Origin of the sequence: Pseudomonas sp. K2I15, assembly GCF_002204795.1 — a bacterium.
Lineage (GTDB): Bacteria > Pseudomonadota > Gammaproteobacteria > Pseudomonadales > Pseudomonadaceae > Aquipseudomonas.
The window spans coordinates 22922-47904 of the sequence record NZ_NIXO01000042.1 but is presented as its reverse complement, the minus strand read 5'-3'; the positions used below and the strand labels follow the sequence as shown (position 1 = coordinate 47904).

At 58.6% G+C, this 24983-nt stretch carries 24 protein-coding genes; 12 read left to right on the top strand and 12 right to left on the bottom strand.

What is annotated here, in order from left to right; genetic code table 11:
• Positions 1 to 15: 15 nt before the first annotated feature.
• From rarD to CEC48_RS22110, 3 genes are read left to right on the top strand one after another with little or no spacing between them, the layout of a single operon-like run.
• Positions 16 to 891, top strand: a complete 876-nt coding sequence (gene rarD / locus CEC48_RS22120) for an EamA family transporter RarD (protein ID WP_176438762.1) — start codon at positions 16 to 18, stop codon at positions 889 to 891.
• Positions 888 to 1358, top strand: coding sequence for an FAD-dependent oxidoreductase (locus tag CEC48_RS32250; protein WP_088425685.1), 471 nt, complete (start codon positions 888 to 890; stop codon positions 1356 to 1358). Before rarD ends, CEC48_RS32250 begins: the two co-directional genes overlap by 4 nt.
• Complete coding sequence (locus CEC48_RS22110; RefSeq protein WP_088425684.1) at positions 1292 to 2044, top strand: FAD-dependent oxidoreductase; 753 nt, start codon at positions 1292 to 1294, stop codon at positions 2042 to 2044. Before CEC48_RS32250 ends, CEC48_RS22110 begins: the two co-directional genes overlap by 67 nt.
• Positions 2045 to 2118: 74 nt before the next feature.
• Here CEC48_RS22110 and CEC48_RS22105 read toward each other — a convergent pair whose 3' ends face one another.
• Positions 2119 to 2340: a DUF465 domain-containing protein gene (locus CEC48_RS22105; protein ID WP_088425683.1), complete on the bottom strand. Its 222-nt coding sequence runs from the start codon at positions 2338 to 2340 to the stop codon at positions 2119 to 2121.
• A 186-nt stretch (positions 2341 to 2526) separates the two neighbouring features.
• Between CEC48_RS22105 and tkt the strand changes: the two genes are divergently transcribed.
• The gene (gene tkt, locus CEC48_RS22100) at positions 2527 to 4593 is read left to right on the top strand and encodes a transketolase (protein WP_088425682.1); all 2067 of its coding nucleotides are present in this window, start codon (positions 2527 to 2529) and stop codon (positions 4591 to 4593) included.
• Positions 4594 to 4698: 105 nt separating this feature from the next.
• Complete coding sequence (locus tag CEC48_RS22095) at positions 4699 to 5940, top strand: hypothetical protein (RefSeq protein WP_088425681.1); 1242 nt, start codon at positions 4699 to 4701, stop codon at positions 5938 to 5940.
• Here the strand turns inward: CEC48_RS22095 and CEC48_RS22090 are convergent, their stop codons facing one another.
• Together CEC48_RS22090 and gcvA are read right to left on the bottom strand one after the other, a co-directional pair.
• On the bottom strand, positions 5941 to 6702 hold the full coding sequence (locus CEC48_RS22090; RefSeq protein ID WP_088425680.1) for an SDR family oxidoreductase: 762 nt from the start codon (positions 6700 to 6702) through the stop codon (positions 5941 to 5943).
• A gap of 210 nt (positions 6703 to 6912) precedes the next feature.
• On the bottom strand, positions 6913 to 7818 hold the full coding sequence (gene gcvA, locus CEC48_RS22085; protein ID WP_088425679.1) for a transcriptional regulator GcvA: 906 nt from the start codon (positions 7816 to 7818) through the stop codon (positions 6913 to 6915).
• A gap of 335 nt (positions 7819 to 8153) precedes the next feature.
• Between gcvA and CEC48_RS22080 the strand changes: the two genes are divergently transcribed.
• Together CEC48_RS22080 and CEC48_RS22075 are read left to right on the top strand one after the other, a co-directional pair.
• Complete coding sequence (locus tag CEC48_RS22080) at positions 8154 to 8963, top strand: glycosyltransferase (protein WP_088425678.1); 810 nt, start codon at positions 8154 to 8156, stop codon at positions 8961 to 8963.
• Between the two features lie 82 nt (positions 8964 to 9045).
• Positions 9046 to 9849, top strand: coding sequence for a 2OG-Fe(II) oxygenase (locus CEC48_RS22075; RefSeq protein ID WP_088425677.1), 804 nt, complete (start codon positions 9046 to 9048; stop codon positions 9847 to 9849).
• Positions 9850 to 9903: 54 nt separating this feature from the next.
• Here the strand turns inward: CEC48_RS22075 and CEC48_RS22070 are convergent, their stop codons facing one another.
• From CEC48_RS22070 to CEC48_RS22035, 8 genes are all read right to left on the bottom strand, one after another.
• Positions 9904 to 11961 carry a methyl-accepting chemotaxis protein gene (locus CEC48_RS22070; RefSeq protein WP_088425676.1) on the bottom strand — a complete coding sequence of 686 codons (2058 nt, stop codon included), beginning with the start codon at positions 11959 to 11961 and terminating at the stop codon, positions 9904 to 9906.
• Positions 11962 to 12183: 222 nt separating this feature from the next.
• On the bottom strand, positions 12184 to 13335 hold the full coding sequence (gene argE / locus CEC48_RS22065) for an acetylornithine deacetylase (RefSeq protein ID WP_088425675.1): 1152 nt from the start codon (positions 13333 to 13335) through the stop codon (positions 12184 to 12186).
• On the bottom strand, positions 13332 to 14009 hold the full coding sequence (locus CEC48_RS22060) for a DUF1028 domain-containing protein (protein ID WP_088425674.1): 678 nt from the start codon (positions 14007 to 14009) through the stop codon (positions 13332 to 13334). Before CEC48_RS22060 ends, argE begins: the two co-directional genes overlap by 4 nt.
• Positions 14010 to 14036: 27 nt before the next feature.
• Positions 14037 to 14768, bottom strand: coding sequence for a class II aldolase and adducin N-terminal domain-containing protein (locus CEC48_RS22055; protein WP_088425673.1), 732 nt, complete (start codon positions 14766 to 14768; stop codon positions 14037 to 14039).
• 57 nt (positions 14769 to 14825) lie between these two features.
• The gene (locus CEC48_RS22050; RefSeq protein ID WP_088425672.1) at positions 14826 to 15659 is read right to left on the bottom strand and encodes an ABC transporter substrate-binding protein; all 834 of its coding nucleotides are present in this window, start codon (positions 15657 to 15659) and stop codon (positions 14826 to 14828) included.
• A 28-nt stretch (positions 15660 to 15687) separates the two neighbouring features.
• Entirely contained in the window at positions 15688 to 16560 is an 873-nt protein-coding gene (locus CEC48_RS22045; RefSeq protein WP_088425671.1) for a phytanoyl-CoA dioxygenase family protein, read from the bottom strand.
• A gap of 35 nt (positions 16561 to 16595) precedes the next feature.
• Positions 16596 to 18113 (bottom strand): amino acid ABC transporter permease/ATP-binding protein, encoded by a 1518-nt coding sequence (locus CEC48_RS22040; protein ID WP_088425696.1) that lies wholly within the window; start codon positions 18111 to 18113, stop codon positions 16596 to 16598.
• 367 nt (positions 18114 to 18480) lie between these two features.
• Complete coding sequence (locus CEC48_RS22035) at positions 18481 to 19446, bottom strand: LysR family transcriptional regulator (protein WP_088425670.1); 966 nt, start codon at positions 19444 to 19446, stop codon at positions 18481 to 18483.
• Positions 19447 to 19662: 216 nt separating this feature from the next.
• Here CEC48_RS22035 and CEC48_RS22030 point away from each other — a divergent pair, with 216 nt between their 5' ends.
• The 4 genes from CEC48_RS22030 (at position 19663) to CEC48_RS22015 (ending at position 22650) form a co-directional block, all read left to right on the top strand.
• Positions 19663 to 20097, top strand: a complete 435-nt coding sequence (locus tag CEC48_RS22030; protein WP_088425669.1) for a RidA family protein — start codon at positions 19663 to 19665, stop codon at positions 20095 to 20097.
• 16 nt (positions 20098 to 20113) lie between these two features.
• Positions 20114 to 20557, top strand: coding sequence for a type II 3-dehydroquinate dehydratase (locus CEC48_RS22025; protein WP_088425695.1), 444 nt, complete (start codon positions 20114 to 20116; stop codon positions 20555 to 20557).
• A 109-nt stretch (positions 20558 to 20666) separates the two neighbouring features.
• Entirely contained in the window at positions 20667 to 21917 is a 1251-nt protein-coding gene (locus CEC48_RS22020; RefSeq protein ID WP_088425668.1) for an NAD(P)/FAD-dependent oxidoreductase, read from the top strand.
• Positions 21918 to 22116: 199 nt separating this feature from the next.
• Positions 22117 to 22650, top strand: coding sequence for a GNAT family N-acetyltransferase (locus CEC48_RS22015; protein WP_088425667.1), 534 nt, complete (start codon positions 22117 to 22119; stop codon positions 22648 to 22650).
• Between the two features lie 58 nt (positions 22651 to 22708).
• Here CEC48_RS22015 and CEC48_RS22010 read toward each other — a convergent pair whose 3' ends face one another.
• The gene (locus tag CEC48_RS22010) at positions 22709 to 23107 is read right to left on the bottom strand and encodes a VOC family protein (protein ID WP_088425666.1); all 399 of its coding nucleotides are present in this window, start codon (positions 23105 to 23107) and stop codon (positions 22709 to 22711) included.
• A gap of 246 nt (positions 23108 to 23353) precedes the next feature.
• On the opposite strand from CEC48_RS22010, the gene CEC48_RS22005 reads away from it, so the two are divergent.
• Positions 23354 to 24784 (top strand): MFS transporter, encoded by a 1431-nt coding sequence (locus tag CEC48_RS22005; RefSeq protein ID WP_088425665.1) that lies wholly within the window; start codon positions 23354 to 23356, stop codon positions 24782 to 24784.
• Positions 24785 to 24983: the final 199 nt, after the last annotated feature.

Here is a 24983-nt window from a genome sequence, read left to right as displayed (position 1 = left end):
CCAGAGAACCATACAGTGGCAATCTGCCTGGGTGTAGGAGCAAACATCCTATTGGGCGTTTCATCTCTGTACTGGCGCGAGCTGAGTGACGTGTCACCCCAAACACTTGTTGCTTATCGAATCATACTTTCGCTCCTGCTTCTATCAGTTATTGTTTTTTCGAGGAACGGCTTTTATGAAATCAGAAAAATCAAAATAGAACTATTAGCCTTACACTGCCTGGCGTCCTTATTAGTGGCCGCTAACTGGACAGCTTTCATATGGGCCTCTGTAAATGGCCACATCTTGGAAAGCGGATTTGGCTACCTACTTGCCCCGCTCCTCTCAATTGCCATGGGAGTATTTTTTTATCATGAATCCCTCCGAACCACGCAAGTGATATCTATCATAATCGCTCTCTGTTCGGCCGTGCTACTTATCCTCTACAGCGACGAACTCAACCACTGGACGTACATAGTAATTGCCACAACCTGGGGCGCGTACACCTGCTTCAAAAAAGCAACTCCTTTAAATGCAACAAATGGACTATTTGTCGAAACTGCATTTTTAAGCATATGCCTAACACTCATAATTATAATATACGGCTGGGCACCTGCATGGCCAAATGAGCTATCAACTCAATCGTGCCTTATAATCTGGCTGGCTGGCGCAATATCAATTATACCTCTTATGATGTTCGCCTCAGCGACAAGCAAAATACCACTTTCCATGATGGGTTTCTTTCAATTCATACTGCCGACCACCCAACTAATAGTTGCCCTGCTATTTTACAAACAATCAATATCCACGATTTCCTTGATTTTGTTCGTTGCGACGATTGGCGCACTAGCACTCGTATTGCTTTACGAGCTAATAACTAGCCTAGCTCGACCAAAGAGACTGCCCAAATGAAAAACACTTATGACGTTGTGGTAATCGGCCTCGGGATTGTTGGTGCAGCTACGTTATGGAGATTGGCACCAAACTGTAAACGAGTGCTGGGAATTGAAGCGGCCGGTCCTACCCATTGCTATGGGTCATCCCACGGCGAATCAAGAATTTTTCGCCGGGCATACTGGGAGGGTGCAAAGTATCTTCCCTTATTGAACCGAGCGGACGAGCTATGGCATGAGATTGAGCGATTAGGGGATAGACAGCTTCTCTTTCCCACAGGAGGCGTATTCATCGGGCCGGGATCCAGTCGTGTAGTAGCAGGGAGTATTGAAACCGCCCGAAAAGGAGGCATAGAACACGAGGTCTGGAACGCATCGGAAATCCGGCGAAATCTTCCGGCATACGAGGCCCCGATGGGATGCGGGCCGTTTACGAGCCCGGCGCCTATGCAATATCTGCCTGCGAAGCAAGGCTGGGGATGTTGAATGACGCAGTTCGGCAGGGCGCTGTCACGTTGTTCGGCGACAGCGTTACCACCATTGAGGACTTTGGATCAGGCTTGCGCTTGAGGACCAGAAATGGTCACACCTACACCGCCGGGGCGGTGATTATTACCACGGGGCCATGGATCGGCGATCACCTGATGCCAGAACTCAAGGTCTATCTGGAACCGCGCCAAGTGCCCGTTTACTGGTTCACCCCGAAGCGCGGTTCGGAACACCTTTTCTCTCATAAAAATTTTCCAGTATTTCTCTACGAATTCCTGGATGGAGGACTGCTTTACGGCGTTCCGTCGATAAGCAGCAGTGAAGCTGGTGTAAAAATCGGGTTTCACAATCGGCAACAACACTCCTCTTATCCTGGCTGGAAGACCCTCCCTGTAGCGCAAAAATCCATTGAGGAAATTTCTGCTTCTGTAGGAGCCGTATTTCCGAACCTTGATTGTTTGCCGGCGCGCGCGAAGAACTGCTTCTACACAATGAGCCAAGATGAGTCTTTTTTACTTGGCCCCTCCACGAGGTTGAGCTCAGTTTATTTCGCATCTGCTTGCTCAGGGCATGGATTCAAATTTGCACCGGCTATAGGCGACGCTCTAGCAAATTTGGCATGTGGGAACCAGCCAAAGATTTCTATTTCAGCTTTTTCTCCGTCACGGTTTGAGGTTCGTTAGCTCTCGCTCAAACTTAAATATGTATCGAGCGAGCGGTTGCTCGCTCTAGACCTTCGCTTATGGCGTGTCGTTGATCACAAAAGCTTGGCAATCTCATCTTTAACCAACAATCGCTTCTCCTTCAACTTCTTCAGCTCATCATCGCTGCCTGCCGCCTTTTCGGCGCTCAGCACCAGTTCATCGACAGTTTTATATTTATCAAACAGAGCGTTCAAATGGGGGTCTTTGGCCCTGTGTCCGTCGACAACTTCCTTGCTCAAACCCAGGTCCTGATACAGGTCGTGTTTCACTGGCATGGAGTACCTCCGCAAATTGATCGATGGTTGGCATCTTGAACCTAGCCCATCCAGCAGCCTCTTGTCATGTTTGAAATCAACCTGTCGCGTTTGAGTCCCCGTTCGTCGCTGGGCAGACGATTTCATAAAACCTTTGGCGCACCCTGCCCTCCACTGTAGATCGTCACCCGATGGAGAACAGGTTCCATGAATCACGCTGCCAACGCTGTCGACACCCAGTGCATCAACACCATTCGTACCCTGGCCATGGACGCCGTGCAGAAGGCCAACTCCGGCCACCCCGGCACACCCATGGGCCTGGCGCCCGTCGGTTACACCTTGTGGAGCCGTTTCCTGCGTTACCACCCCGAACACCCCGACTGGCCCAACCGTGACCGTTTTGTATTGTCGGTAGGCCACGCCTCGATGCTGCTGTATTCGCTGCTGCACCTGGCCGGTGTGGTGGAGATAGACGCCCACGGCAAGCGCTCCGGCCAGCCGGCAATCAGCCTGGATGACATCAAGCAGTTCCGCCAGATGAACTCGAAAACCCCCGGCCACCCCGAATACCGCATGACCACCGGCGTGGAAACTACCACCGGCCCACTCGGCCAGGGTTGCGCCAACAGCGTCGGCATGGCGATGGCCGAGCGTTGGCTGGCCAAGCGCTTCAACCATGACGACCGGGTGCTGTTCGACTACAACGTCTACAACCTGTGCGGCGACGGCGACATGATGGAAGGCATCAGCAGCGAGGCCGCGTCCATCGCCGGCCATTTGAAGCTGGATAACCTGTGCTGGATCTACGACAACAATACGATCAGCATCGAAGGCCACACTGAGCTGGCCTTCAGCGAAGACGTGATCAAGCGTTTCCAGGCCTACGGCTGGCACACCTTGCACGTCACCGATGCGAATAACCTGCTGGCCCTGAGCGACGCCCTGAGCACCTTCCAGAAAAACACCGGCGCACCGACCCTGATCGTGGTCGACAGTGTTATCGGCTATGGTTCGCCCCACAAACACAACACCGCTTCGGCCCACGGCGAACCCTTGGGTGAAGAGGAAATTCGCCTGACCAAAGCCGCTTACGGTTGGCCCGAAGATTCAAGCTTCCTGGTGCCGGATGAAGCGCGCACGGTGCTGCGGGATGCGTTGCTGGCACGCAGCAAACCGCTGTACGAGCAATGGACTGAAACGCTGGCCCACCTCGAACATTACGAGCCCGAACTGGCCGACGAGCTGCGCCGCATGCGCGCAGGCGAGATGCCCGAGCATTGGCAGGAGCAGTTGCCGAGTTTTGCCAGCGATGCCAAGGGCGTCGCCAGCCGCGCCGCCGGTGGTGAAGTATTGAACGCGTTTGCCCAACAGATCCCATGGCTGCTCGGTGGCTCGGCAGATTTGTCGCCGTCCACCAAGACCAACCTGACCTTCGACGGCGCCGGGCGTTTCAGCGCCGAGAACTACGGCGGGCGCAACCTGCACTTTGGTATTCGCGAACATGCCATGGGCGCGATTGCCAACGGCATGGCGCTGTCGTACCTGCGGCCGTATACCTCGACGTTCCTGGTATTCAGCGACTACATGAAACCGCCGATTCGCCTCGCGGCGATCATGGAACTGCCGGTGGTGTTCGTGTTTACCCACGACTCGATTGGCGTCGGTGAAGACGGTCCCACCCACCAGCCCATCGAGCACCTGACCCAACTGCGGGCCACTCCGGGCTTGCTGACCCTGCGCCCCGGGGACGCGAATGAAACCCTGGAAGCCTGGAAAATCGCCCTCGCCCAGACCCACCGGCCGACGTGCGTGGTGCTGTCACGGCAAAACCTGCCGACCCTGGACCGCACGAAGTATGCAGCGGCGACGGGCACCACCCGCGGCGCTTATGTGCTGGCCGGCGCCGAGAAGCCCCAAGTGATCCTGATGGCCACCGGTAGTGAAGTCAGCCTGGCGGTAGATGCCTATGAGCAACTGAAGGCTGAGGGCGTGGCGGCGCAAGTGGTGTCGATGCCGAGCTGGGAACTGTTCGAAGAACAGGACCAGGCCTACCGCGACAGCGTACTGCCGCCCGCGGTGAAAGCGCGCTTGGTGGTGGAACAGGCCGGCCCCTTGGGCTGGGACCGCTACGTGGGGCAAACCGGGGCCACGGTGGTGATGAACAGCTTTGGCGCGTCCGCACCGTTGGCCAAGTTGCAGGCAAAGTTCGGCTTTACCCTGGAGAATGTGGTGAAGCTAGCGAAGGAGCAGGTCAAGCTCAACGCCACTGGCTAGACACAGCACGAGGTGATGAAGGATCAGTAGAGGGAAGCGTGCAAGTTCTGGATAATGGCCGCCGCGTGGCTACACGCCCAACCAACGATACGGAAATCTTGCTCGATGAAATTGCTGCCCCTTCTCGCCTGCGCGTTACTTCTTCCGTCCATCGCCCACGCGGGCGATGCCGCGCTGGACGACACACTCAAGGCCTTCAGCCGGTGTGACGCCAGTTTCTTCTCAAGCCTCAAGGTCCACAGCGATGCATGGAAAGCCTATGCGCCGCTGCAGCAGGACAAAGACGCCGCCTGGATTGCCGTGGCCAACCGGGGCAGTCGCTCCGGCAACTCTGTGGCCCTGGGTAACCTGCCGCCCGTCGCGGGCATGAAACTGCTGTCCTACTTCGACGAGAGCACCAACCTCGGCAACCTGGGCTACTACTTCTACTGGGGCTTCATGGTTGACGGCCGCCCGGACGACGTCGCCAAACGCCTGAGCCCGCTGCTTGAAAAACCTGCCCTCCTGAAGAAAATCGACACGGCTTACGTACGCAGCGAACTCCGGTTTCGCGATAGCTGGCTGAGCATCGAGCCCATGCCGGGCAGCGCGCCTGGCAAGTCGCGGGTGGAACGCGTACTGCTGCTGGAACCGGAAGGTGCGCAAACACGCCTCAGCTGTTCGGTGCAAGGCGCCGTCGATGCTGCGCTGCTAGTGCAATTGCGCCCGGACATTGCGCCTGCCGAGTACCCGCAAACGCGCCTGGAAACAGCCATTGGCGATGTTGCCGTGCCGCAGGATGTGCTGAAGAAGCTCGACTCGCCCCTGCTTGCGCCGAAATTCAAATCGTTGACCTACACCTACACGACCAAACAGAACGGCCCCCTTAAGCGCAACCCTGTATCGGTTGTGCTCGAGGCCGAGGGTGGGCTGCTGAATAAAACAGAGAAATACGGCAGCTTCCAGGTGGAGCGCCTTACCAAGGCCGACCTTATCCAGCTGAAGGCAAAGATGATCGGCCTCGGCGATGACGAGGTGCTGCAAACCAGCGAACTTGAATTCAAGGCACCTCAAAGCTGGAGCCCGGGCCAGACACTCAGTGCACGACTGCTCATGAAACATGTGCCAGCCAAACCCAACGACGAACCCACCAAGACTCAAACGCAATGCACAGTGGGCGAGCGTATGCCAGCGCGCCAGGTATTCGCCTCGCTCCCGGGCGATGCCATCAAGCTTGCGTGCATCCAGGGCGACAACCGCACATCCAGCGTCTTTATCGAAGACCTGGGCGTTGCCGTCACGCTGGAATCGACGTCCGGTTCAGATCATGACGTATATGAAATCACCGCACTTGAGGTGGTGCGATAGTCACTTGCCACCGGTGACATCCAGGAACGTCCCCGTGATGAAGGACGCCTCGGCGCTCGCCAGCCACAGAATGGCCTGCGCCACTTCTTCAGGCTGGCCGCCGCGGCCCATGGGGATCGAGTCCTTGACCCGATCAACCCGCCCCGGCTCTCCGCCGCTGGCATGTATATCGGTGTAGATATGCCCGGGGCGAATACAGTTGACGCGTATTCCCTCCCGGGCAACCTCTTTGGAAAACCCGATGGTAAAGGCCTCAAGCGCACCCTTCGACGCCGCGTAGTCCACATATTCGTTGGGGCTGCCGAGCTTGGCCGATGCCGACGAGATATTGATCACCGAACCGCCCCGCCCTTTGTGACGAAACGACATGCGCTTCACCGCTTGCTGGGCGCACAGCATCGGCCCGATCGCGTTGACCGCGAAAATCCGCTGCATGCGCTCGAACGCCAGGTCCTCCACTCGGGACTGCAGCGCGTTGATCCCGGCGTTGTTAACCAGCACATTGATGCGGCCGAATTCCCGGTCGATCGCCGCGAACAGTTGAACGACCTGCTCCGGGTCTGCACTGTCTGCGCGCACAGCCAACGCCCGGCGCCCCACCGTTTCTACATCCGCCACCACCGCGAGGGCGGCAGACTCGTTGGAAACGAAACTGATCGCCACGTCATAACCTTGTGCGGCAGCCAGCCGCGCGGTGGCGGCGCCAACGCCACGACTGCCACCCGTTATCAGAATCAGCGGTGCCGGTGGGACGGTATCCATTGAGCGAACCTTCATGTGGTGGTGGAAAAAATGCTTTGCCGGCTGTCAGCCGATAAGTAGGGTGCCGGCGGCAATCACCATGCTGGCATACAGCAAGGCAGCGAAGAGGACTAAGAGAATGATGGGATAAGGCACACGCCAATCCTAAGCAAAACGGCGCCTTTACTGAAACGAAGTATCCTCATTGAAGAATGAGTAAATCCTCATGCATCATTCGTACGCCAGCCCGGCGTTGACCGCTTCCTGCATGAGCCAATCACGGAAGCTGACGATGTGCGGTTGGGATTCCAGGCCTTTGGGGCAGACAAAATAATAGGCGACCGGTGATGGGAACGGTACATCGAACAGCCTGACCAGGCGTCCATCGCTTAGCTCTGATTCCACATGCCCGCTGCGCGCCAACGCGATGCCCTGGCCGAGCAATGCCGCCTCGATCGTCATGTTGGTGTCCGCAAACCTGACGCTCTCCTTGAGTGGTGAAATCCCCAGCCCGACGTGTTGAAACCAGACTTCCCATTTCGGCACCAGGTCGGCGCCGTCGCGCGTCAGCAAGGGATAGCGCAACAATTCGGCAGGCGTGCGCGGCCTGCCAAAACGGTTTAACAGCTCAGGGCTCGCCACCGGGAAAATCTGTTCGCGGAACAGGAACTCCGAGTACAGGGCCGGGTAATGCCCGCTGCCGAACCGAATCGCCACATCAGCCTCTGCACTTGCGAAGTTGATGGCTTTGTCGCTGGAGTCAAGCGAGACCAATATTTCCGGATGCCGCTGGGCCAGGCTCGGCAAACGTGGCAGCAGCCATTTCAGCGCAAAGGAATAAGTGGTACTGACCTTCAACCGGACCCTGCCCTTTTGCTCTCGCAGGTCCGTGAGTGTGGCCTCAAGGTTCATGAAGAATTCACGCACGATCGGCGCCAGGGCCGCCCCGGCAGGCGTGAGGCTGAGTGACTTGCCCCGCTGGAACAACTGCAATCCCCAAAGTTCTTCGAGGTGCTTGAGTTGATGGCTGACGGCACTTTGGGTGACATGCAGCTCTTCTGAGGCCGAGGTGAAGGTTGCGTGCCGGGTGGCAACCTCAAAGGCGCGCAATGTCGAGGTAGGGGGCAGGTCTCTCATGGCATTGCATCGCTGCTTATGAACGGGTGCTCATGATAGAACATCTATCCATTGTCCGGCTGGCCGACGCTGGATCGTACAAAATACGCGGAGCCTCCGCGTCTTTTCATACTTATTTCACATTCACTTATTTATAAAGGAGATTGAAACACGGCACAGCCGTCTACAGTTATTAATCGAGCACCGATCATGTCAGGCGCAATACAATCAACGATAACACCCTACCAAATCATCGCTCATTTTTACGCCTGTCTGCCCGCGACAAATGACACGCAACCGCAAACAAGACCCACCGCTTTCTTACATTCAGTTACAACAAATCGAGTGCGCGAATCATGAATAGCACTAGCACTCCGAACGAACACCCCAAGACATTCAGCATAGTGCTTGTCAATTACAAAACTCCGGAAATCACCAAGATATGCCTGGAGTTATTGCACCAGCACATCGACACCCGTCATACGCCGGTATGGGTGGTTGACAATTATTCAGCCGATGAAAGCACTGAGTATTTGCGCACACTTGACTGGATCAATTTAATCGAGCGCACGATCTCCGAGCCCGAGCAGGGCCATATCGCGCATGGCAAAGCGTTAGATCGGGTATTGGAGCGAGTCGACACGGATTACTTACTCCTTATCCATACGGATACATTCATTTTCGACAAGAATGTTTTTCCGATGCTGCTGAGCAAGTGCGTCGATAATCCAAACGTGGTGGCCGTGGGCTGTGTAGAGCAACTGAATCGCGGCCTCACGAGAACGTTCTGGCGCTTTAGCTCGCGGCTGTTCAAGCATTATTTCAGGCGCCTGAAAATTGCGATGGGTCTGCGCTCAAGAGATCCAAAGCCCTACAGGGAAACCTACCTGAAGAGCTTTTGTACCTTGTGGAATTGCAAGCTTGTCAAAGAGCATGGCCTGCATTTCTCAATGGATGATCGTGTCCCTGGTTATACTCTCCAGGACCGCATGACCGCTCTCGGTTATGCCGTTGAAATGCTATCGCCGCGCAAAATCTTCAGTTACCTGGACCACATACAGGCCGGCACCGTTTCGGCGGCCGGCGGCTATGGCGCGAACCACAGGCGAACCAAGATGTATAACAACATCCTCAAGCGCCTTAACAAGGACGGCCTAAAGGACTAGGCTTCGATCACACGCGACGAGGGACGAACCCGAGCATGATCGAAGCCCTCCACAGGCCTTTATTTTCAGTATCGGAGCGGTAATGGCACCCATCACTCAAACGCTACCCATGACCCTTTCTCCAGCGCTTGATTTCGACCAGAAAGCGGCCAGCGATTTAGGTGCTTCACTGAGCAGCCTGTACGTGCAGGCTACGCCGTTTCCACACATCGTTATCGATAACTTCCTGCATGACGAGCTGATTGCGAGTATCTGCTCGCACTTTCCTATTGAGCCCACCGATAACGAAACGCTCTACGAGCGCGGGTATAAAGGCCAGCGCAAACGCCAGATCAGTCCTAACGAATGCGACCCTTATTTAAAGACCGTTTTCAACGTTTTCAACTCGGCCCCCATGTTGCAGTTTCTTGAGCATCTTACCGGCATCAACGGTTTGATACCTGACCCCTACTTTGCCGGGGGCGGCCTGCATGAAACGAAAAGCGGTGGTTATCTGGGGGTGCACTCCGACTTCAGGCTCAACAAGAAACTTAACATTGAACGCCGGCTGAACATCATCATTTATCTGAATGAAGAGTGGCAGGAGGAATATGGCGGCAACCTGGAACTTTGGGATACCGACATGAAAACCTGCCTTAAAAAAGTTTTACCCATTTATAACCGATGTGTCATTTTCAATACAGACAAAGACAGTAATCATGGACACCCTGAACCACTAACCACGCCTGAACACATCACGCGTAAATCCATAGCCCTTTATTACTACACCGCCTCGGCCGTGGCGATCGACCCCACGCAAAGAAACAAAACCCACTACAAACCCAGGCCAAAAGATCGTTTAAGCCTCAAGTACTACATCAACAAGCTCATCAAGAAGAAAAACTAGCCTGGATCGGTTTGGGTCGGGTGCTCCCCGACCTCCTGCCCAGTTGGCACCCCGTCACCCCAATTGAAACCGCGCGGTATTGTCGCTCAATGCGCGACTGCCTTTGCTCAAGGTATCCGCCGCCTGATTCACCGCCCGCGCGCCCTCAAGCAAACGCCCTGCCGCCTGATCAACCTGCTGGATATTGCCGCTCACTTCATCCGCCGTCGCCGCCTGCTCCTCAACGGCCGTGGCAATCTGCGCCAAGGTATCGGTGACGCTCTGCACCGCGCTGGCGATCTCGCCCAGCCGATAGCCCAAGCCGGTGACAGACTCGGCATCAGTAACCGCCTGCTCACACGCAGCGCCCATCAGGGTGACCGCCTGGCTTACCGTGGAGCGCAAACTGTCTACCGTCCCGGCGATCTGCGCCGTGGAGGCCTGGGTGCGTTGCGACAGGCTGCGCACTTCATCGGCCACCACCGCAAACCCCCTACCCTGCTCACCGGCCCGCGCGGCCTCGATGGCGGCGTTAAGCGCCAGCAGGTTGGTCTGCTCGGCGATACCGCGAATGGTGTCGACCACCGACTGGATCTGCTGCCCCTGCTGGCTGACGCGCTCCAAAGCATCGGCGGTGTCGGTCAAGCGCTGGTTAAGTTGCTGAATACTGGCGGTGGTGCGCTGGCTGTCGCGGCTGCTGTCCTCGGCGATCTGCCTGGTTTTCTGCGCGCTGCCGGAGGCTTGCTCGCAGCTTTTGGCAACGCCCATGGAGGTCGCGGCCAACTGCGTGGCGGCCGCTGCGATCTGGCTGATTTGCTGTTGCTGGTCTTCCACTTCGGTCAGCGTGCTGCCCGATTGCGAATTGAGCGTCAGTACCGCAGAACCCAACTGCTGCGTTTCGTGATTCACACCCAACAGGCTGGTGCGCAATTGCACCACGGCCACGTTGAGCGCGGTGCTGATGGCCGCCAGTTCGTCGCGCCCTTCTACCGCCACCTCCACACACAGATTGCCGTCACGCAGGGATTCGGCAAGCGTGGTGATGCCGCTGGCACTGCGGCGGATCGATGCCTGCAAGCACACAAACAGATACAGGGCCGCCAATGCTAAAACGCTGAACGTCACCGCCACCGGGACGAATTCCTTGAGGGAGCTGTCGCGGTAGTAACTCAAGCGGGCATCCAGCGAGGTCAGCGACTGGTTGCGCAACGCGCCCAGGGTGCCGAGCATGCCGTCGACACTGCGCTCGAAGCCGGTGGTATCGAGCTTGATGGTGCCGCCGAACACACCGTCGTCCAAGGCTTTGAGCTCGTTGTCCAGCCGTTGCAAACTGTCGTCGTATTGCGCGATCCAGGGTTGCAGCCCGGGGTATTGCTTGCCCTTGAGCGTCGCGGTGGCCTTGACCAACTGGTCCCTTGCATCGCCGATACGCCCGCGCAGGTCGCGCATCTGCAAACGACTTTGCAGGGTGAACTGCCCCGAGGCGATGGACGACTGCCCCACGCTCGCCATACGCCCGATACGCTCGATCAGGTCGGGGGTTTGCTGGGTGGAAATCTGCATCAGCAGGTAGGTTTCAAGCCATGGATCGAGGATCAAACCGGCGTCCATGGTGATCTGCTCGCGCAGGGTTTGCATCGCGCTCAGCGCAGACGTGAAGCGGTCGTAGCCATCCGGCCACCAACCCACGGTACGCAGGGAGGGCGAGTCCATGCCCGTGACCGAGGCCTGCAATGCATTGAAGCGCGCGAGGGTGTCGGCGCTGGCGTTCTGGGTTTTCAGGGCCTCGCCCAGGGCCTGCACGCTTTGCAGGATCAGCGGGAAATTGGTATCGACCGCGGTCATTGCAGCTTTGGCGGCGGGTGTCTGGTCATGGAGGATATCGGCGGCTTTCCAGCGCGCGGCCAAGTTGCGCTGTGCGGTCAGTTGGGCGTCCAGGGCATCCAGCGCCAGCAGTTCGCGCACACCGGATTGCTCATTGGAAATCACCGTCAGCTTGGTGCGGTAGTCGTGCGCGATCATCCACAGGCTGCCCGCCAGGGGCAGCATGAACAGAAAAAACAGTATCTGAAACTTGCGCGCAAATCCGAAACGTCCGAGCAGGCGGATTCCTGGCGACAAAAGGCTTTGCATGTCCGACGACTCCTAGAACCACTCGCCTCAGCGGCGAATCAAGCTTTGAAATGATTGACGGCAAAATGCCATGTCATTGATTAAGCTGGCTCTAGCAAGAAACGGACCGCTGTTGTCGGGCCCACAGATACGCGGCGCGTCACTCACCACTCAGTAAGGCACGCACAAAAATGGGGCGAAATAACTCAGTGCCTACGGATGAACTGTAACCGTAGGCGACTCTCACGCGCTCACAAATGCCAATACCTTCTCCAGCATCTGGTCACAGGCCTCAAGCTGCGCAACGCTGACGAACTCATCAGGCTTGTGCCCCTGCTCCATGCTGCCTGGCCCACACACCACGGTGGGAATGCCCGCCTGGTCAAACAGCCCGCCTTCGCTGCCGAACGCCACCGTGCCGTATTCCTGCGAGCCGCAGAAGCCGGCGACCCATTCAACTGCCTGGCTCTGCACCGAGGTCGACAACCCCGGGTAGCTCGACAGCTCACTGAAGTTGATCGCGCACTGCGCACTGACCGCCTGCATCGCAGGCAACAACGTGTGCTCGGCGTAACCGCGCAATTGGTCCGCGACGTGCCAGGGGTTCTGCGCGGGCAGCGAGCGCACTTCAAAGTCGAAGCTGCAGTTTTGCGGCACGATATTCAGCGCCTTGCCACCCGCGATCATCCCGGTTTGCACGGTGGAAAACGGTGGATCAAAACTCGCGTTCTGGTGTTGCGGCGCCTTGAGTTCTTCACCCAGCCGGCCCAGTTCGGTGATCAACCGCGCCGCGTATTCGATGGCGTTCACACCCGACGGCGCATACGCCGAATGGCACGCCACGCCATGCACTTCGCAACGCATTGCCAGTTTTCCCTTGTGGCCGAGCACCGGTTTGAGTTCGGTCGGTTCCCCGATCACGCACAGCAGCGGTTTGACGGGTTTTGCATGGAATGCCTCGATCAGCGAACGCACGCCCAGGCAGCCCACTTCCTCATCGTAAGACAGCGCGATATGCACCGGCATGCGCAACGGCGCCTGCACCAGCGCCGGCACGCTGGCCAGCACACAGGCAATGTAGCCTTTCATGTCGGCGGTGCCACGGCCGTACAACTTACCGTCCTTCTCGGTCAGCTCAAACGGCGCAACGCTCCAGCGCTGCCCATCCACGGGCACCACGTCGGTGTGGCCAGACAGCACGATGCCCGGCACATCCGCCGGGCCTAGGGTCGCCAACAGATTGGCCTTGCTCTTCTGCTCGTTGAACAACAGCTCACAGCTCACGCCGTGTTGCTGCAAGTAGTTGCGTACGAAGTCGATCAGCGCCAGGTTCGATTCGCGACTGGTGGTGTCGAAGCGGACCAGTTGCGCCAGCAGGTCACGGCTCTGGCTCATCGGTCATCTCCCGGCACCGCATAACCTGGGGCAAATTGCGGGTTGATGGCGCGGTCGATGTAGTCCTGCATTTGCCCGCGATAGGCCTGCCAGAGTTGCTCGAGGGCGCCGATCGGGTCTTCATCGGCCCAGTCCACCCGCAGATTGACGATAGGCCACAGGTGGTCGCCGACCACCACCAGCGCGGCAGAATGCACCGGCCCGGCCTCGCCGCCGCCAGCCACACCCGCTTGCATGGCGGCGAGCAGTCGGTCGGCGAGGTGCCCAGGCGTGCCTTCAAAGGCGCGCACCATGGCGTCGATCACGCCGGTATCGGCCAGCATGTTCCCCGCCGCCACGCATTGCTCCCCGCTGACCGCGTGGTGAATGCCCAGGGTGTGCGCGCCGCTGAAGTGTGCGGTTCTGCCAGCGCTATCGATGGCCGTCACCTGGCGATACTCACTGTGGTTTTGCGGGGTGAGCACGCTGGCCAGTGCCTCACTCGGCGCCATGCCTTTGGCCAACAGATCCAGGCTTTGCGGGCCGAGTGCCGGCAAGGTGATGTTTTGCGACGCCACCGCGCCCACGCCCGGGCGCAACCAGGGGCAACGGGCACCCACGGCAATGCTCGACGAGCTGATAGCGATACCCAGCTGGCCGGTTTCGGCACAGCGGGCGACAACCGAAAAGGTCATGGGAATTCCTGCCTGTGAGGGGTCAAATCAGTCGAGCAACCAAGGGTCGGCGTCGATCATCAACTGCTTCATTTCTTCAAAATGCCGTTGCGAGAAATCCGTGATGCCTTCCCAGCCCCGCGCAGTTTTTTCGGCCACTTCGTCAGACAGTACCCGCAGCGGTTGGCCGGTGGACCACGCCGTCACCAGGATCTGGCAGGCGCGTTCCAGGGTCCAGATATCGTCGAATGCCTCACCGATGGAAGTGGCCGTGACCATCACCCCATGGTTGCCCATCAACAAGCGGCTCTTGCCGTCCAGCAACCCGGCCAGGCGCTCGCCTTCGGCTTCGGTGTCGGCCATGCCGCCGTACAGCTCGTCCACCGCCACGCGATTGAAATAGCGCGCGGTGTTCTGGTCGATCGGCGGAATGTGCGGCTTGGCCAGGCAAGCAACCGCCGTGGTGTACACCGGGTGCAGGTGCAGCACGGCGCGGGTTTGCGGCAACAACCGGTGAATCTGCCCGTGGATCGACCAGGCGGTGGAATCCACGTCCGGATGATCGGCGCCTGAGGCGTCGTCGGCGTTCAACAGCAACAGGTCACTGGCACGGATACGCGAGAAGTGCTTCCACTTCGGGTTGAGCAAAAACTGTTTGCCGTCGGCCGACACTGCCGCGCTGAAATGGTTGGCCACCGCCTCATGCATGCTCAGGTGCGCAACGATGCGGAAGGTTGCCGCCAGGTCGATGCGCGTTTGCTCTTCAAGTGATAACGCCATGTAGCTTTCTCCGCAGGGCGTGGCCGCACCCGGGTGCGGCGCACGCTAAAGGCTCGATCAAGACTTCGGCATCAGCTCGGCGATGTCGGCATCGGTAGGCGCCTGGAAGTTGTATTTCTTGAGCAAGGCGGCATATTCAGGGGTTGCGCTGAATTTCTTGATGCCTTCGATTAAGGCGTTTTTGACTTCGTCATTGCCCTTCTTCACACCGAAGCCGTTCAGCACCGGGTAGATCAAGGTGTCGGAAGAAATCACCACACGGCCGCCCAGCTTGTCGACTGCGCCACGGGCTACGGCGGCGTCGGTGATCTGCGCCTCAACGGCATGGGCCAGCAAGGCCTGGGTGGTTTGTGGGTCGGTGCTGTACTCGCTGATCGCGATCGGCTTCAGGCCTTTCTTCACGCAATACTCATCCGACAGCTTGTGCATCTGCGCCAGCCAGGAGGTGGCCCCCATTGAGCCGATCTTGTGGCCACAGAACTCTTCCGGCGTCTTGGGCTGGAACTCGCTGCCCTTAAGGGTGAGGATCGATTCACCGCTCTTGAGGTACGGGATCATGTCGATGACTTTCACCCGTTCGGCGGTGATGTACATCGAGGAGTTGGTCACGTCGAACCGCCCCGCCTGCAAGCCGGTGATCAGGTTGGGAAAGCGCGTGTCGAGGGTCTCGACAGTGCGGCCCATGGTCTTGGCCAGGCCGTCCATGAACTCAATATCGAAGCCTGCGGGCTTGTTGTTATCCATGTACTCATAGGGAAAAAACGTCATATCGGAACCGGCGACAATTTTCCCGTCTTTCTGGAAAGCCGAAGCCGCCAACGACGTCATTGCAACCGCAGCGCCCAGCAGGCACACGGCAATAGGGCGAGCAATCATGTGAAACGCTGTCATGGTAATTCCCTGCTAGGTGAGAAGGAGGTTAGGCAGTGGCGGAGTCTTGGCCGGCCTGTTGCACAAAGAAAGAGGCGCCACGGGGCTTCTGCGGCAAGCGCATATGGTTTTGCGTGGAGCGCACCAAGCCACTTTCTTCACCGGCCACCATCAGGCCGGCGTGTGCGCAGGGCAGCGGGTTTTCGCCGAATGGCAGCGCGTCTTCAGCGGCGTAGACGCTGATGAACAAGGTGCGCGGCAGTTCGGTCTCGTTAGGGCTTGAAGCATGCAAAAGACGGGTGTGCATGAAGCACACCGAGCCGGCCGGGCCATAACAGGCGACCGGGTTCTGGCACAGGTCGTCGACCACCGCGTCGTCCACCGAGCCGGTGAAACGCTGATCGTGCCAGTGCGACCACAGCGGGCCTTTGTGGCTGCCGGGAATCACATTCAGCGGGCCATTTTGCGGCGTGACTTCGCTGACCATCAGCAGGGCCGTGACGATGTCGTCGTTGCTGTGGGGCGTGAACAGGAAGTCCTGGTGCCACTTAACCTGCGTTGCGGTGTGCGGCAATTTCGAGTTGATCTTGCTGTGATGAAAGCGCGTACCGCCGGCCCCGATCAGTTGCGCGGAGATCGCCGCCATCCGCGATTGCAGCGCCACGCGCTGGTATGCCGGCGAAATCTCGGTGGGCGAACTCACCCGGCGCAGCGAGGGATGATCCGGGCGATGGTCGCCCTCCAGGTCGAAACGCGCACGACCATCCACCGTTTCGCCCCAGCCCTGGTCGTGACCACGGCTGTCTTCTACCCACTGGTCGAAGTCGTGCTGCAACGCGGCCACTTCTTCAGCCGACAGCACGTCTTGCACCACCAAAAAACCGTCACGATGAAACTGTTCAATTTGCGCTTGCCCGATCATGTTGTTGCTCTCTTGTCGCTCGAACGTTAAGGGGGTCACGCCAGCGAGACGTCTTTGAGGAACGCCTCTACGCGTGGGTTTTCGCCGCTGCGCAGCGCCTGCGGTGTGTCATCGCACACCACCCGGCCCTTCTCCATGAACACGATCCGGTCGGAGACCTTGAACGCGAAATTCATCTCGTGGGTCACGATCACCATGGTGATGCCCTCCTGGGCCAGGGCTTCGATGACTTGCAGTACTTCGTTGACTTTTTCCGGGTCGAGCGCCGAGGTGGGCTCGTCAAACAGCATGATTTGCGGGCGCATCATCAGGGCGCGGGCGATGGCCACGCGCTGCTGCTGGCCACCGGAAAGCTGGTGCGGATACTTCCAGGCGTGGTCGAGCATGCCGACCTTGTGCAACAGCGCGTAGGCCTGTTGTTTCAGCTCCTCGACACGCCCGAGGCGGTGGTACTTCGGCGCCATCAGCAGGTTGTCGAGCACGCTCAAATGCGGGAACAAGTTGAAGCTCTGGAACACCATGCCGATGTTCAGGCGATGCTCGGCGTGCTCTACGTACTGCGGCTTTTGCGCGCCGACTTTGTTCAGGTGAATGAAGGGTTGGCCGTTGATTTTGATCTCGCCGTTATCCAACTGCTCAAGGCCGTTGAGCAGGCGAATCAAGGTGGTTTTGCCGGAGCCGGAAGGCCCGATCACCGACACCACTTCACCGGGCTGGATCTGCAGGTTGACCGAGCCCAGCACCTCCACGTCGTTGTAGGCTTTGTGCAGCCGGGAAGCCTGTAGCGCCGGACCTTCAGTGCTCACCGGGCGTTGCAAGGCGACACGCTGTTGGGTCGCCAGCGCCAGTACTTCTGCATCGGGAACCCGGGAAACGTTGCGTTGGTTGACGTCGAGAAAACGCTCCAGGCGCTTGAGCAGAAAGTCGAACACCGTGACGATAAACACGTAGAAAAACGCCACCGCCGCCATCGTCTCGATCACCAGGAAGTTCTGCGAATACAGCCGCTGGCCGACCATCAGAATCTCGGTCAACGAGATCACCGACACCAATGAAGTGAGCTTGACGATAGAGATGTATTCGTTGGCCAGCGACGGCAGCGCCACCCGCAATGCCTGCGGAATCACCACCCGCCACTGAATCCCGAAAAACTTCAGCCCCAGTGCCCGGGCGGCTTCGCCCTGCCCTTTGGGAATCGACAACAGGCCGCCGCGGTGAATCTCGGCGACATAGGCGGTTTCGCAAATCACCAGGGCCAGCAAGCCGGCCCAGAACGGATCCGCCAGAATCACTGAAGTGGCGGGAATCGCCTGCGGCAGGTTGTAGATGAAGATCAGCAGCACCAGCAGCGGCAGGCTGCGGAACAACCAGATGTAGCCGCGCGCCGGCAAACTGATCAGCGCATGTTTTGACTGCTTGGCCAGGGCCAGCAGGAAGCCCAGCGCGATACTCAGGACCCATGTCAATGAACTGAGTTGGATGACCGTCCATGTCGCCCGCCAGAACTCGGCATCGGCCAGCAAACCAAACATGTAATTCCAGTTGAACGTCATCGTCACTGTGCTCGACAAAAAAATGAAAATGCCCACCGAATGCTCAACGTGAAGGTCGAACCCTGATCTGCACCGATGGACTGAGATTCGTGGGAGGAGGCACTTGGGGTCAATTCGTAAAAGCCGGCCTATTGGGTAGGGAGAACCTACGCAGCGTCACCGTTCCCTGGGTGACGACTGGACAGTCAAAACAGCATGTCTCCTTTTGGGGCGGGACCACGCCCACAGTGAAGCCGGCGCAACCTTTTGGTGCATTGCGAGCACGCCCTACCTGCAGGAGCTGGCTTGCCAGCGAAAAACCTGAGGGCGCCGCGTTCATCCAGGATGCCAACGTCATCGTTAACGACCCTCGCAGGCAAGCCAGCGCCTACACGACGGCGCGCACCGCATGGGCATCGAAAAAGCTGGGGGCCGCCATACCCGGGATGTACTGGTCTGAAACAAACATGCGGCAACGCTCGGCAAAGGCCGACACCACGCGAGACAATTGGGTATTGCTGGCCGTGGCATAACCCAGCTGCATGGGCCGGTGCGGCCCGGACAACCGCAAGCGGATCAAGCGCTTGCCGTCCTGGGAAAGGTTGGCTTTGGGCCGGGCATTCGCGAAGGAATAGCCGATGCCGTTGGCGACCATCGAGCGCACCGTTTCAAGGTTGCTGGAGCGCATGATGATGTTCGGCGTGGTGCCCGCCTGCATAAAGAAGCTGAGGAAGTATTCCCGGCTCCAGGGCGTGTCCAGCAGCACCACCGGGTAATCCTCAAGGTCGAGCATGCTCACCGCCGACAGACTTGCCAGCGGGTGGTACTCACCCACCATCACATACGGCGGCAGTTGCGCCAGCGGCTGGAAGTCGATGTCTTCGCTGGTCACCAGGTCGTAGGTCAGGGCGATATCGATCTCGGCGCTGCGCAGTTTTTCCAGCAGTTCCTCGTGGTTACCCTCCACTTGCGTGATACGCACGCCTGGAAACGCCCGGCCAAAACCGAATACCAATTCGGGAGTAATCATCGGCGCCAGCCATTCCAGGCAACCCACCCGCAGCGGGCCGCGGACGGTGTTCAGCGACTCGGAAGCGATGGTGTAGAGGTTGGTCATCTGCTCCAGGATCAGCTTGGCCTCTTGCATCACCTGGCGCCCCACCGCCGTGAGGGAAATGCCCTGGGCGTGGTGACGAACAAACAGCTGGATGCCCAGCTCGGCCTCCATATGGGTGATCGCCGCCGAGATAGAGGGCGATGACACATGAATGCGTTCAGACGCCGCACTGATGCTGCCTGCCTCACCGGAAGCCACGAAATATTCCAGTTGGCGCTGGGTAATACGACTGAGCATCACGCCTCCACATCATCAATGAGCTGACGCCGAGCTGGCGTCGACTGCCTCAACCACACCGTGCATGGTTCATGCCGGGTGCTGTTTTGGCCTTACGCCGGCGCTTGGCTACGGCGCTTCGGTTTTGCCTAAGCATTACCTCGCGCAAATGCTGGTTTCGCGCGAGCGGGGCCAATGTGAAGCTGGATTTATTCCGCTCCCCAAGAGTTGCCAGCAATGCCCACCCATACCCGTATCCGCATGTTCAACACCAAGCAGACCTACCCGAACCAGTCGCTGGACAACGACCTGTGCCAGGCCGTACGCGCTGGCAACACCATTTATGTACGTGGCCAGATCGGTACCGATTTTGAAGGCAACCTGATCGGCCTCGGCGACCCACGCGCGCAAGCCGAGCAGGCGATGAAAAACGTCAAGCAACTGCTTGAAGAGGCCGGCTCCGACCTGTCGCACATCGTGAAGACCACCACCTACCTGATCGACCCGCGCTACCGCGAGCCGGTGTACCAGGAGGTCGGCAAATGGCTCAAGGGCGTGTTCCCGATCTCCACCGGCCTGGTGATTTCGGGCCTGGGTCAGCCGGAGTGGCTGATGGAAATCGATGTGATTGCCGTGGTGCCGGATGACTGGAACCCTGGCCAGCAAACCTGACGACCTGGAGTTTCCCATGCCCCGCACTGTGTATTTCCTCAACGGCCCCAACGCCAACCTGTACGGGCTGGACAAAGCCGGCACCTACGGCAGCGAAAGTTTCGCCAGCATCGAAGCACGCTGCCAGCGCCACGCCACTGAACTGGGCCTGACCCTGGAGTTTCGCCAGAGCAACCACGAAGGCGTGCTGGTGGACTGGATTCAGGAGGCTCGGCTCCACGCCGACGCGATCATCATCAACGCCGCCGGCCTGACCTACAGCTCGGTGCCGATCCTGGATGCGCTGCTGGCGTTCGACGGCGCGATCATCGAAGTGCACATGAGCAACATCTGGAAGCGCGAGCCTTTCCGTCATCACTCCTATGTGTCCAAAGCCGCCACCGGCGTGATCGCAGGCCTCGGCGCGCTGGGCTATCGCCTGGCCCTGACGGCCGTGGCCGAGCTGTTGGAGGCCGATTGAAGCGCTTTGGTTTTGCCTAACCTCTACGTTCAAAAAGCATAATTTCCGAGTGGCTGGCGCTTGATCACACTGGCACCTGTCGATGGTCGCTTATCTTTAGGAAGCTCACATGTCAGTTGAAAAAATCAACACCCTGGTGGTCGGCGCAGGCCAGGCGGGGGTCGCCATGAGCGAGCATCTCTCACTCATGGGCGTGCCGCACATCGTGCTGGAGCGCAACCGCATTGCCGAGCGCTGGCGGTCGGAACGCTGGGACTCGCTGGTCGCCAATGGCCCGGCCTGGCATGACCGTTTTCCGGGCCTGAAATTCGAGGGTATTTCCCCCGAGAGCTTCCCGCCGAAAGAGCGCATGGCGGCGTACTTTGAAGAGTACGTGCACATGCTGAAGGCGCCGGTGCGCACCGGCGTTGAGGTGCAGCAAGTGGAGCGCCACACAGGTCGGCCCGGGTTCAAGGTGACCACCTCGGCGGGCGTGATCGAGGCCGCTAACGTGGTGGCGGCGACGGGGCCTTTCCAACGGCCGTCCATCCCGAATCTGGTGCCGGAACACGCGAAGGTGCAGCAGCTTCACTCCTCTGCCTACAAGAACCCCGGCCAGTTAGCTGAGGGCGCTGTGTTGGTGGTAGGGGCTGGTGCATCGGGTTCGCAGATTGCCGAAGAACTGCAAAAGGCCGGCAAGACCGTGTACCTCTCGGTGGGCGAACACTATCGCCCTCCTCGCTCGTATCGTGGCCGGGATTACTGCTGGTGGCTGGGCGCGCTGGGCTTGTGGGATGAAGTCAAAATCCAGCCGAAGAAGAAGCATGTGGCGTTTGCGGTCAGTGGGTATGAAGGCGGCAAGACCGTCGACTTCCGCCGCCTGGCGCACATGGGCATTACGCTGGTGGGGGTGACCCGGGCGTGGGATGAAGGCGTGATGGAATTTGAGCCTGGCCTGGCGGCCAACGTGGCGGAAGGTGACCGTGCCTACTTTGATGTGTTGCGCGATGCCGACGCCTATATCGAGCAGAACGGGCTGCCATTCGCGCCGGAGCCTGAAGCGTGGGAATTGCTGGCGGACCCGGAATGCCTTGTGAACCCGATCCTGAGCCTGGATTTGGCTGAGGCCGGTGTGACTACGATTCTGTGGGCCACGGGTTTCAGTTTCGATTTCAGCTGGCTGAAGGTGAAAGCGTTTGACGAGAAAGGCGAGCCTTTCCATAAGCGCGGGATTTCGGCGGAGAGTGGGATTTACTTCTTGGGTTTGCCGAACCTGGTGAACCGCGCGTCTTCGTTCATCTATGGGGTTTGGCACGATGCGAAGTATGTGGCAGACCACATTGTTTTGCAGAATGAGTACATGGCGTATAGCAAGCCGTAAGGCGCCTTGCTCCATTGCCTACAGTTGCGTCAGTCGCCGGGTTGCTGCAGCGACTCGGCAATTTTAGCAGCGGGTACTCACGAAACTTATTGAGGGATGGCTTTGGGTCGATTCTGTTGAAAAACGCAAGCATCTGCGTCCGTGTCGCGTTGGGACCAAAAAGCAAATAATCCGTGTACAACCATGGAATGTGACTTCGATGACGACCGTAATTCAACGACTGACCCCAGACTATGCCTCGTCTTATCGAATGCTAATGCTTGAAGCGTATCGCCTTCATCCCGACGCTTTTACTTCTGATGTTGGTGAGCGCGAAGCATTGCCCATCGAGTGGTGGGAGAAAAGGCTTGATAGCGGAACTGACGCTGCCGATGTGGTATTCGCTGCGTTTGAGGGTGGGCAATTACTTGGTGTCGCCGGACTTTCTGTTGATAGAAGAAAAAAGGCCAGCCACAAATCCACGCTCTTCGGAATGTACGTTCCACTCGCTCACCGAGAGAAAGGCATCGGATATAAGCTGCTGTGTAGCGTCCTGGCCTATGCGAAATCCCAGTCTCAGCTTTTGCTCGTTCAACTCACCGTCACCGAAGGTAATCGAGGCGCACAAGGGCTCTATGAGCGAATGGGATTCCAGCCATTTGGGATAGAACCTTTGGCGGTAGCCGTAGGGCAGCAATTCGTTTCGAAAGTGCATATGTGGCACGACCTACGGAACGCCACTTGCGAAAATTAACGCCCTCCAGCGTCATTTTTTAAAGAGTAGGGTCAGACCACGATCACCCAAGCCCCGACTAATCCGCTACCGGATCATGGCAGCACACACACAGCTTGTTGCCATCCAGGTCTCGAAAGTACGCGCCGTAATAGTCGGGGTGGTAGTGAGGCCTTAATCCAGGCTCTCCTTCGCATACCCCGCCGAGCGCCAGCGCTGTCGCATGGCTTCTTCTAACCGCCTCCCGACTAGGCGCAAGTAGCGCTACCATCTGCCCATTCCCGGGTGCACTTGGGTTGCCATCAAAAGGCGCTCCAATGACGAAGATTGGCCGAGGTGCAGTTTTCGCAACCCACCCGGCCCACGGTTTACCGGCGTCGCAAAATTTCAACGTGAGGCCCAAGTCGGCCATCACCTTCGAATAGAAAGCAAAGGCACGCTCAAAATCACCTGTACCTAAAAACACGTGGGAGATCATGGTGGCTACCCGTGGGGCGATGAATGCGCATAAGTCTGGCGCGAAATGATTGCCAGCGAAAGCCCTGGCACGCGTTGGTCGCTGCGCAGATCCGGCAATGGTGCTCCACCATACGCCAAGTCATTTCTTGCAAAATAATCACCTTCGCCGCAATATTAAAAGCAATTGCTTGGTTAATTACCCCAAGCCCGACGTCCATGCCATTCGCCGTGCCCCACACCGCGAACGCATTACAAGGAATCGTTGATGCAAACCCAAGACAGCAGTTGGGGCGAGTTGCTCCGAGGCAAGAACGCCTCCCGCTCCATCGCGCTCTCAGGCGGCATAGCGCTCTACGCCACCAACACCTACATCGCCACCACCATCCTGCCATCAGTGGTCGCAGAAATCGGCGGCCTGGAGCTCTATGCCTGGAGCACCACGCTGTACGTAGTGGCCTCTATCCTCGGTTCAGCCCTCACTTCCAAGCTGTTGCAACGCACCGGCCCGCGGCTGGCGTATGCCGTGGCCACAATGGTGTTCATGGTCGGCGTGCTGATCTGCGCCTTGGCACCGAGCATGCCGGTGATGCTTGCCGGGCGCTCCATCCAGGGCTTGGGCGGCGGGGTCCTGCTGGCGTTGTGTTACTCGATGATCCAACTGGTGTTCGAAGAACGTCTGTGGCCGCGCGCAATGGCGCTGGTGTCCGGCATGTGGGGCGTAGCGACGCTGGTCGGGCCAGCAGTGGGTGGCGTGTTCGCCGAGATGGACGCCTGGCGTTTCGCCTTCGGCGCGATGGTGCCGGTAAGCCTGGCGTACATGGTGCTCACCCGCCGTGCGTTGCCCTCGCGCGACACCGCCGCGACCGCCACTGCGCGTTTGCCGGTGCCGCAGTTGGTGCTGTTGGCCGGCGCGGTGTTGGCGGTGTGTGCGGGCAGCGTCTCGTCGCTGCCGAGCTGGAACCTGCTGGGCATCGCGACCTGTGCCGTGCTGGTGTGGCTGCTGATCCGCAAGGAGTCCAACGCCACGGTGCGTCTTTTGCCCAGGGATGCGTTGAAGTTCAGCACCCCGCTCTGCGCGCTTTATGCGACCACGTGTTTGTTGGTGATCGGCATGAGCAGCGAGATTTTCATGCCGTATTTTCTACAGCACTTGCATGGCCAGTCGCCGCTGGTTGCCGGTTACATGGCCGCGTTGATGGCCGCCGGATGGACCGTATCGGAAATCATCAGCTCGGGATGGACAGGCCGTGGTCCGCACCGCGCCATCATCGCGGGGCCGCTGTTTATCGTGGCTGGACTGGTGATGCTGGCAATCACCACGCCAATCGCCGGTCACGGAGACTGGACACTGTTGGCACCTATTTGCCTGGGGCTGTTCCTGGTGGGTTTCGGTATCGGCCTGGGCTGGCCGCATCTGCTGACGCGCATCCTGCAAGTGGCGTCGGAACAGGATAAAGACACCGCGGCTTCGTCGATTACCACCCTGCAACTGTTTGCCATGGCGATGGGCGCGGCACTGGCGGGCGTGATCTCGAACATGGCGGGCATCAATGATGTGGCGGGTAATGCCGGCATCGCCAATGCGGCGCGCTGGTTGTTCGCGCTGTTTACCCTGGCACCGGTATTGGCGCTGGTGATGGCGCTGCGGGCAACGCGGACGAAGGTCAGCGCCGGGGAAGAAATAACGGTGTCTTGAGACTGACCGTCCGTTGGCGCCTCACGCGCCCCCTGAAAAAGCCCTGCGTGCCAGGGCTTTTTTGCGTTTGAAATAATTTTTCCCCTGGTCACTTTCATTATGAAACCTACCGTGCAATATTACACACGTAATATTTAGCAACAGTTCCCGGACCCCCTCATGAAGAAAGCCAGCTTTCAGGTCATGGCCAACCCCTTCC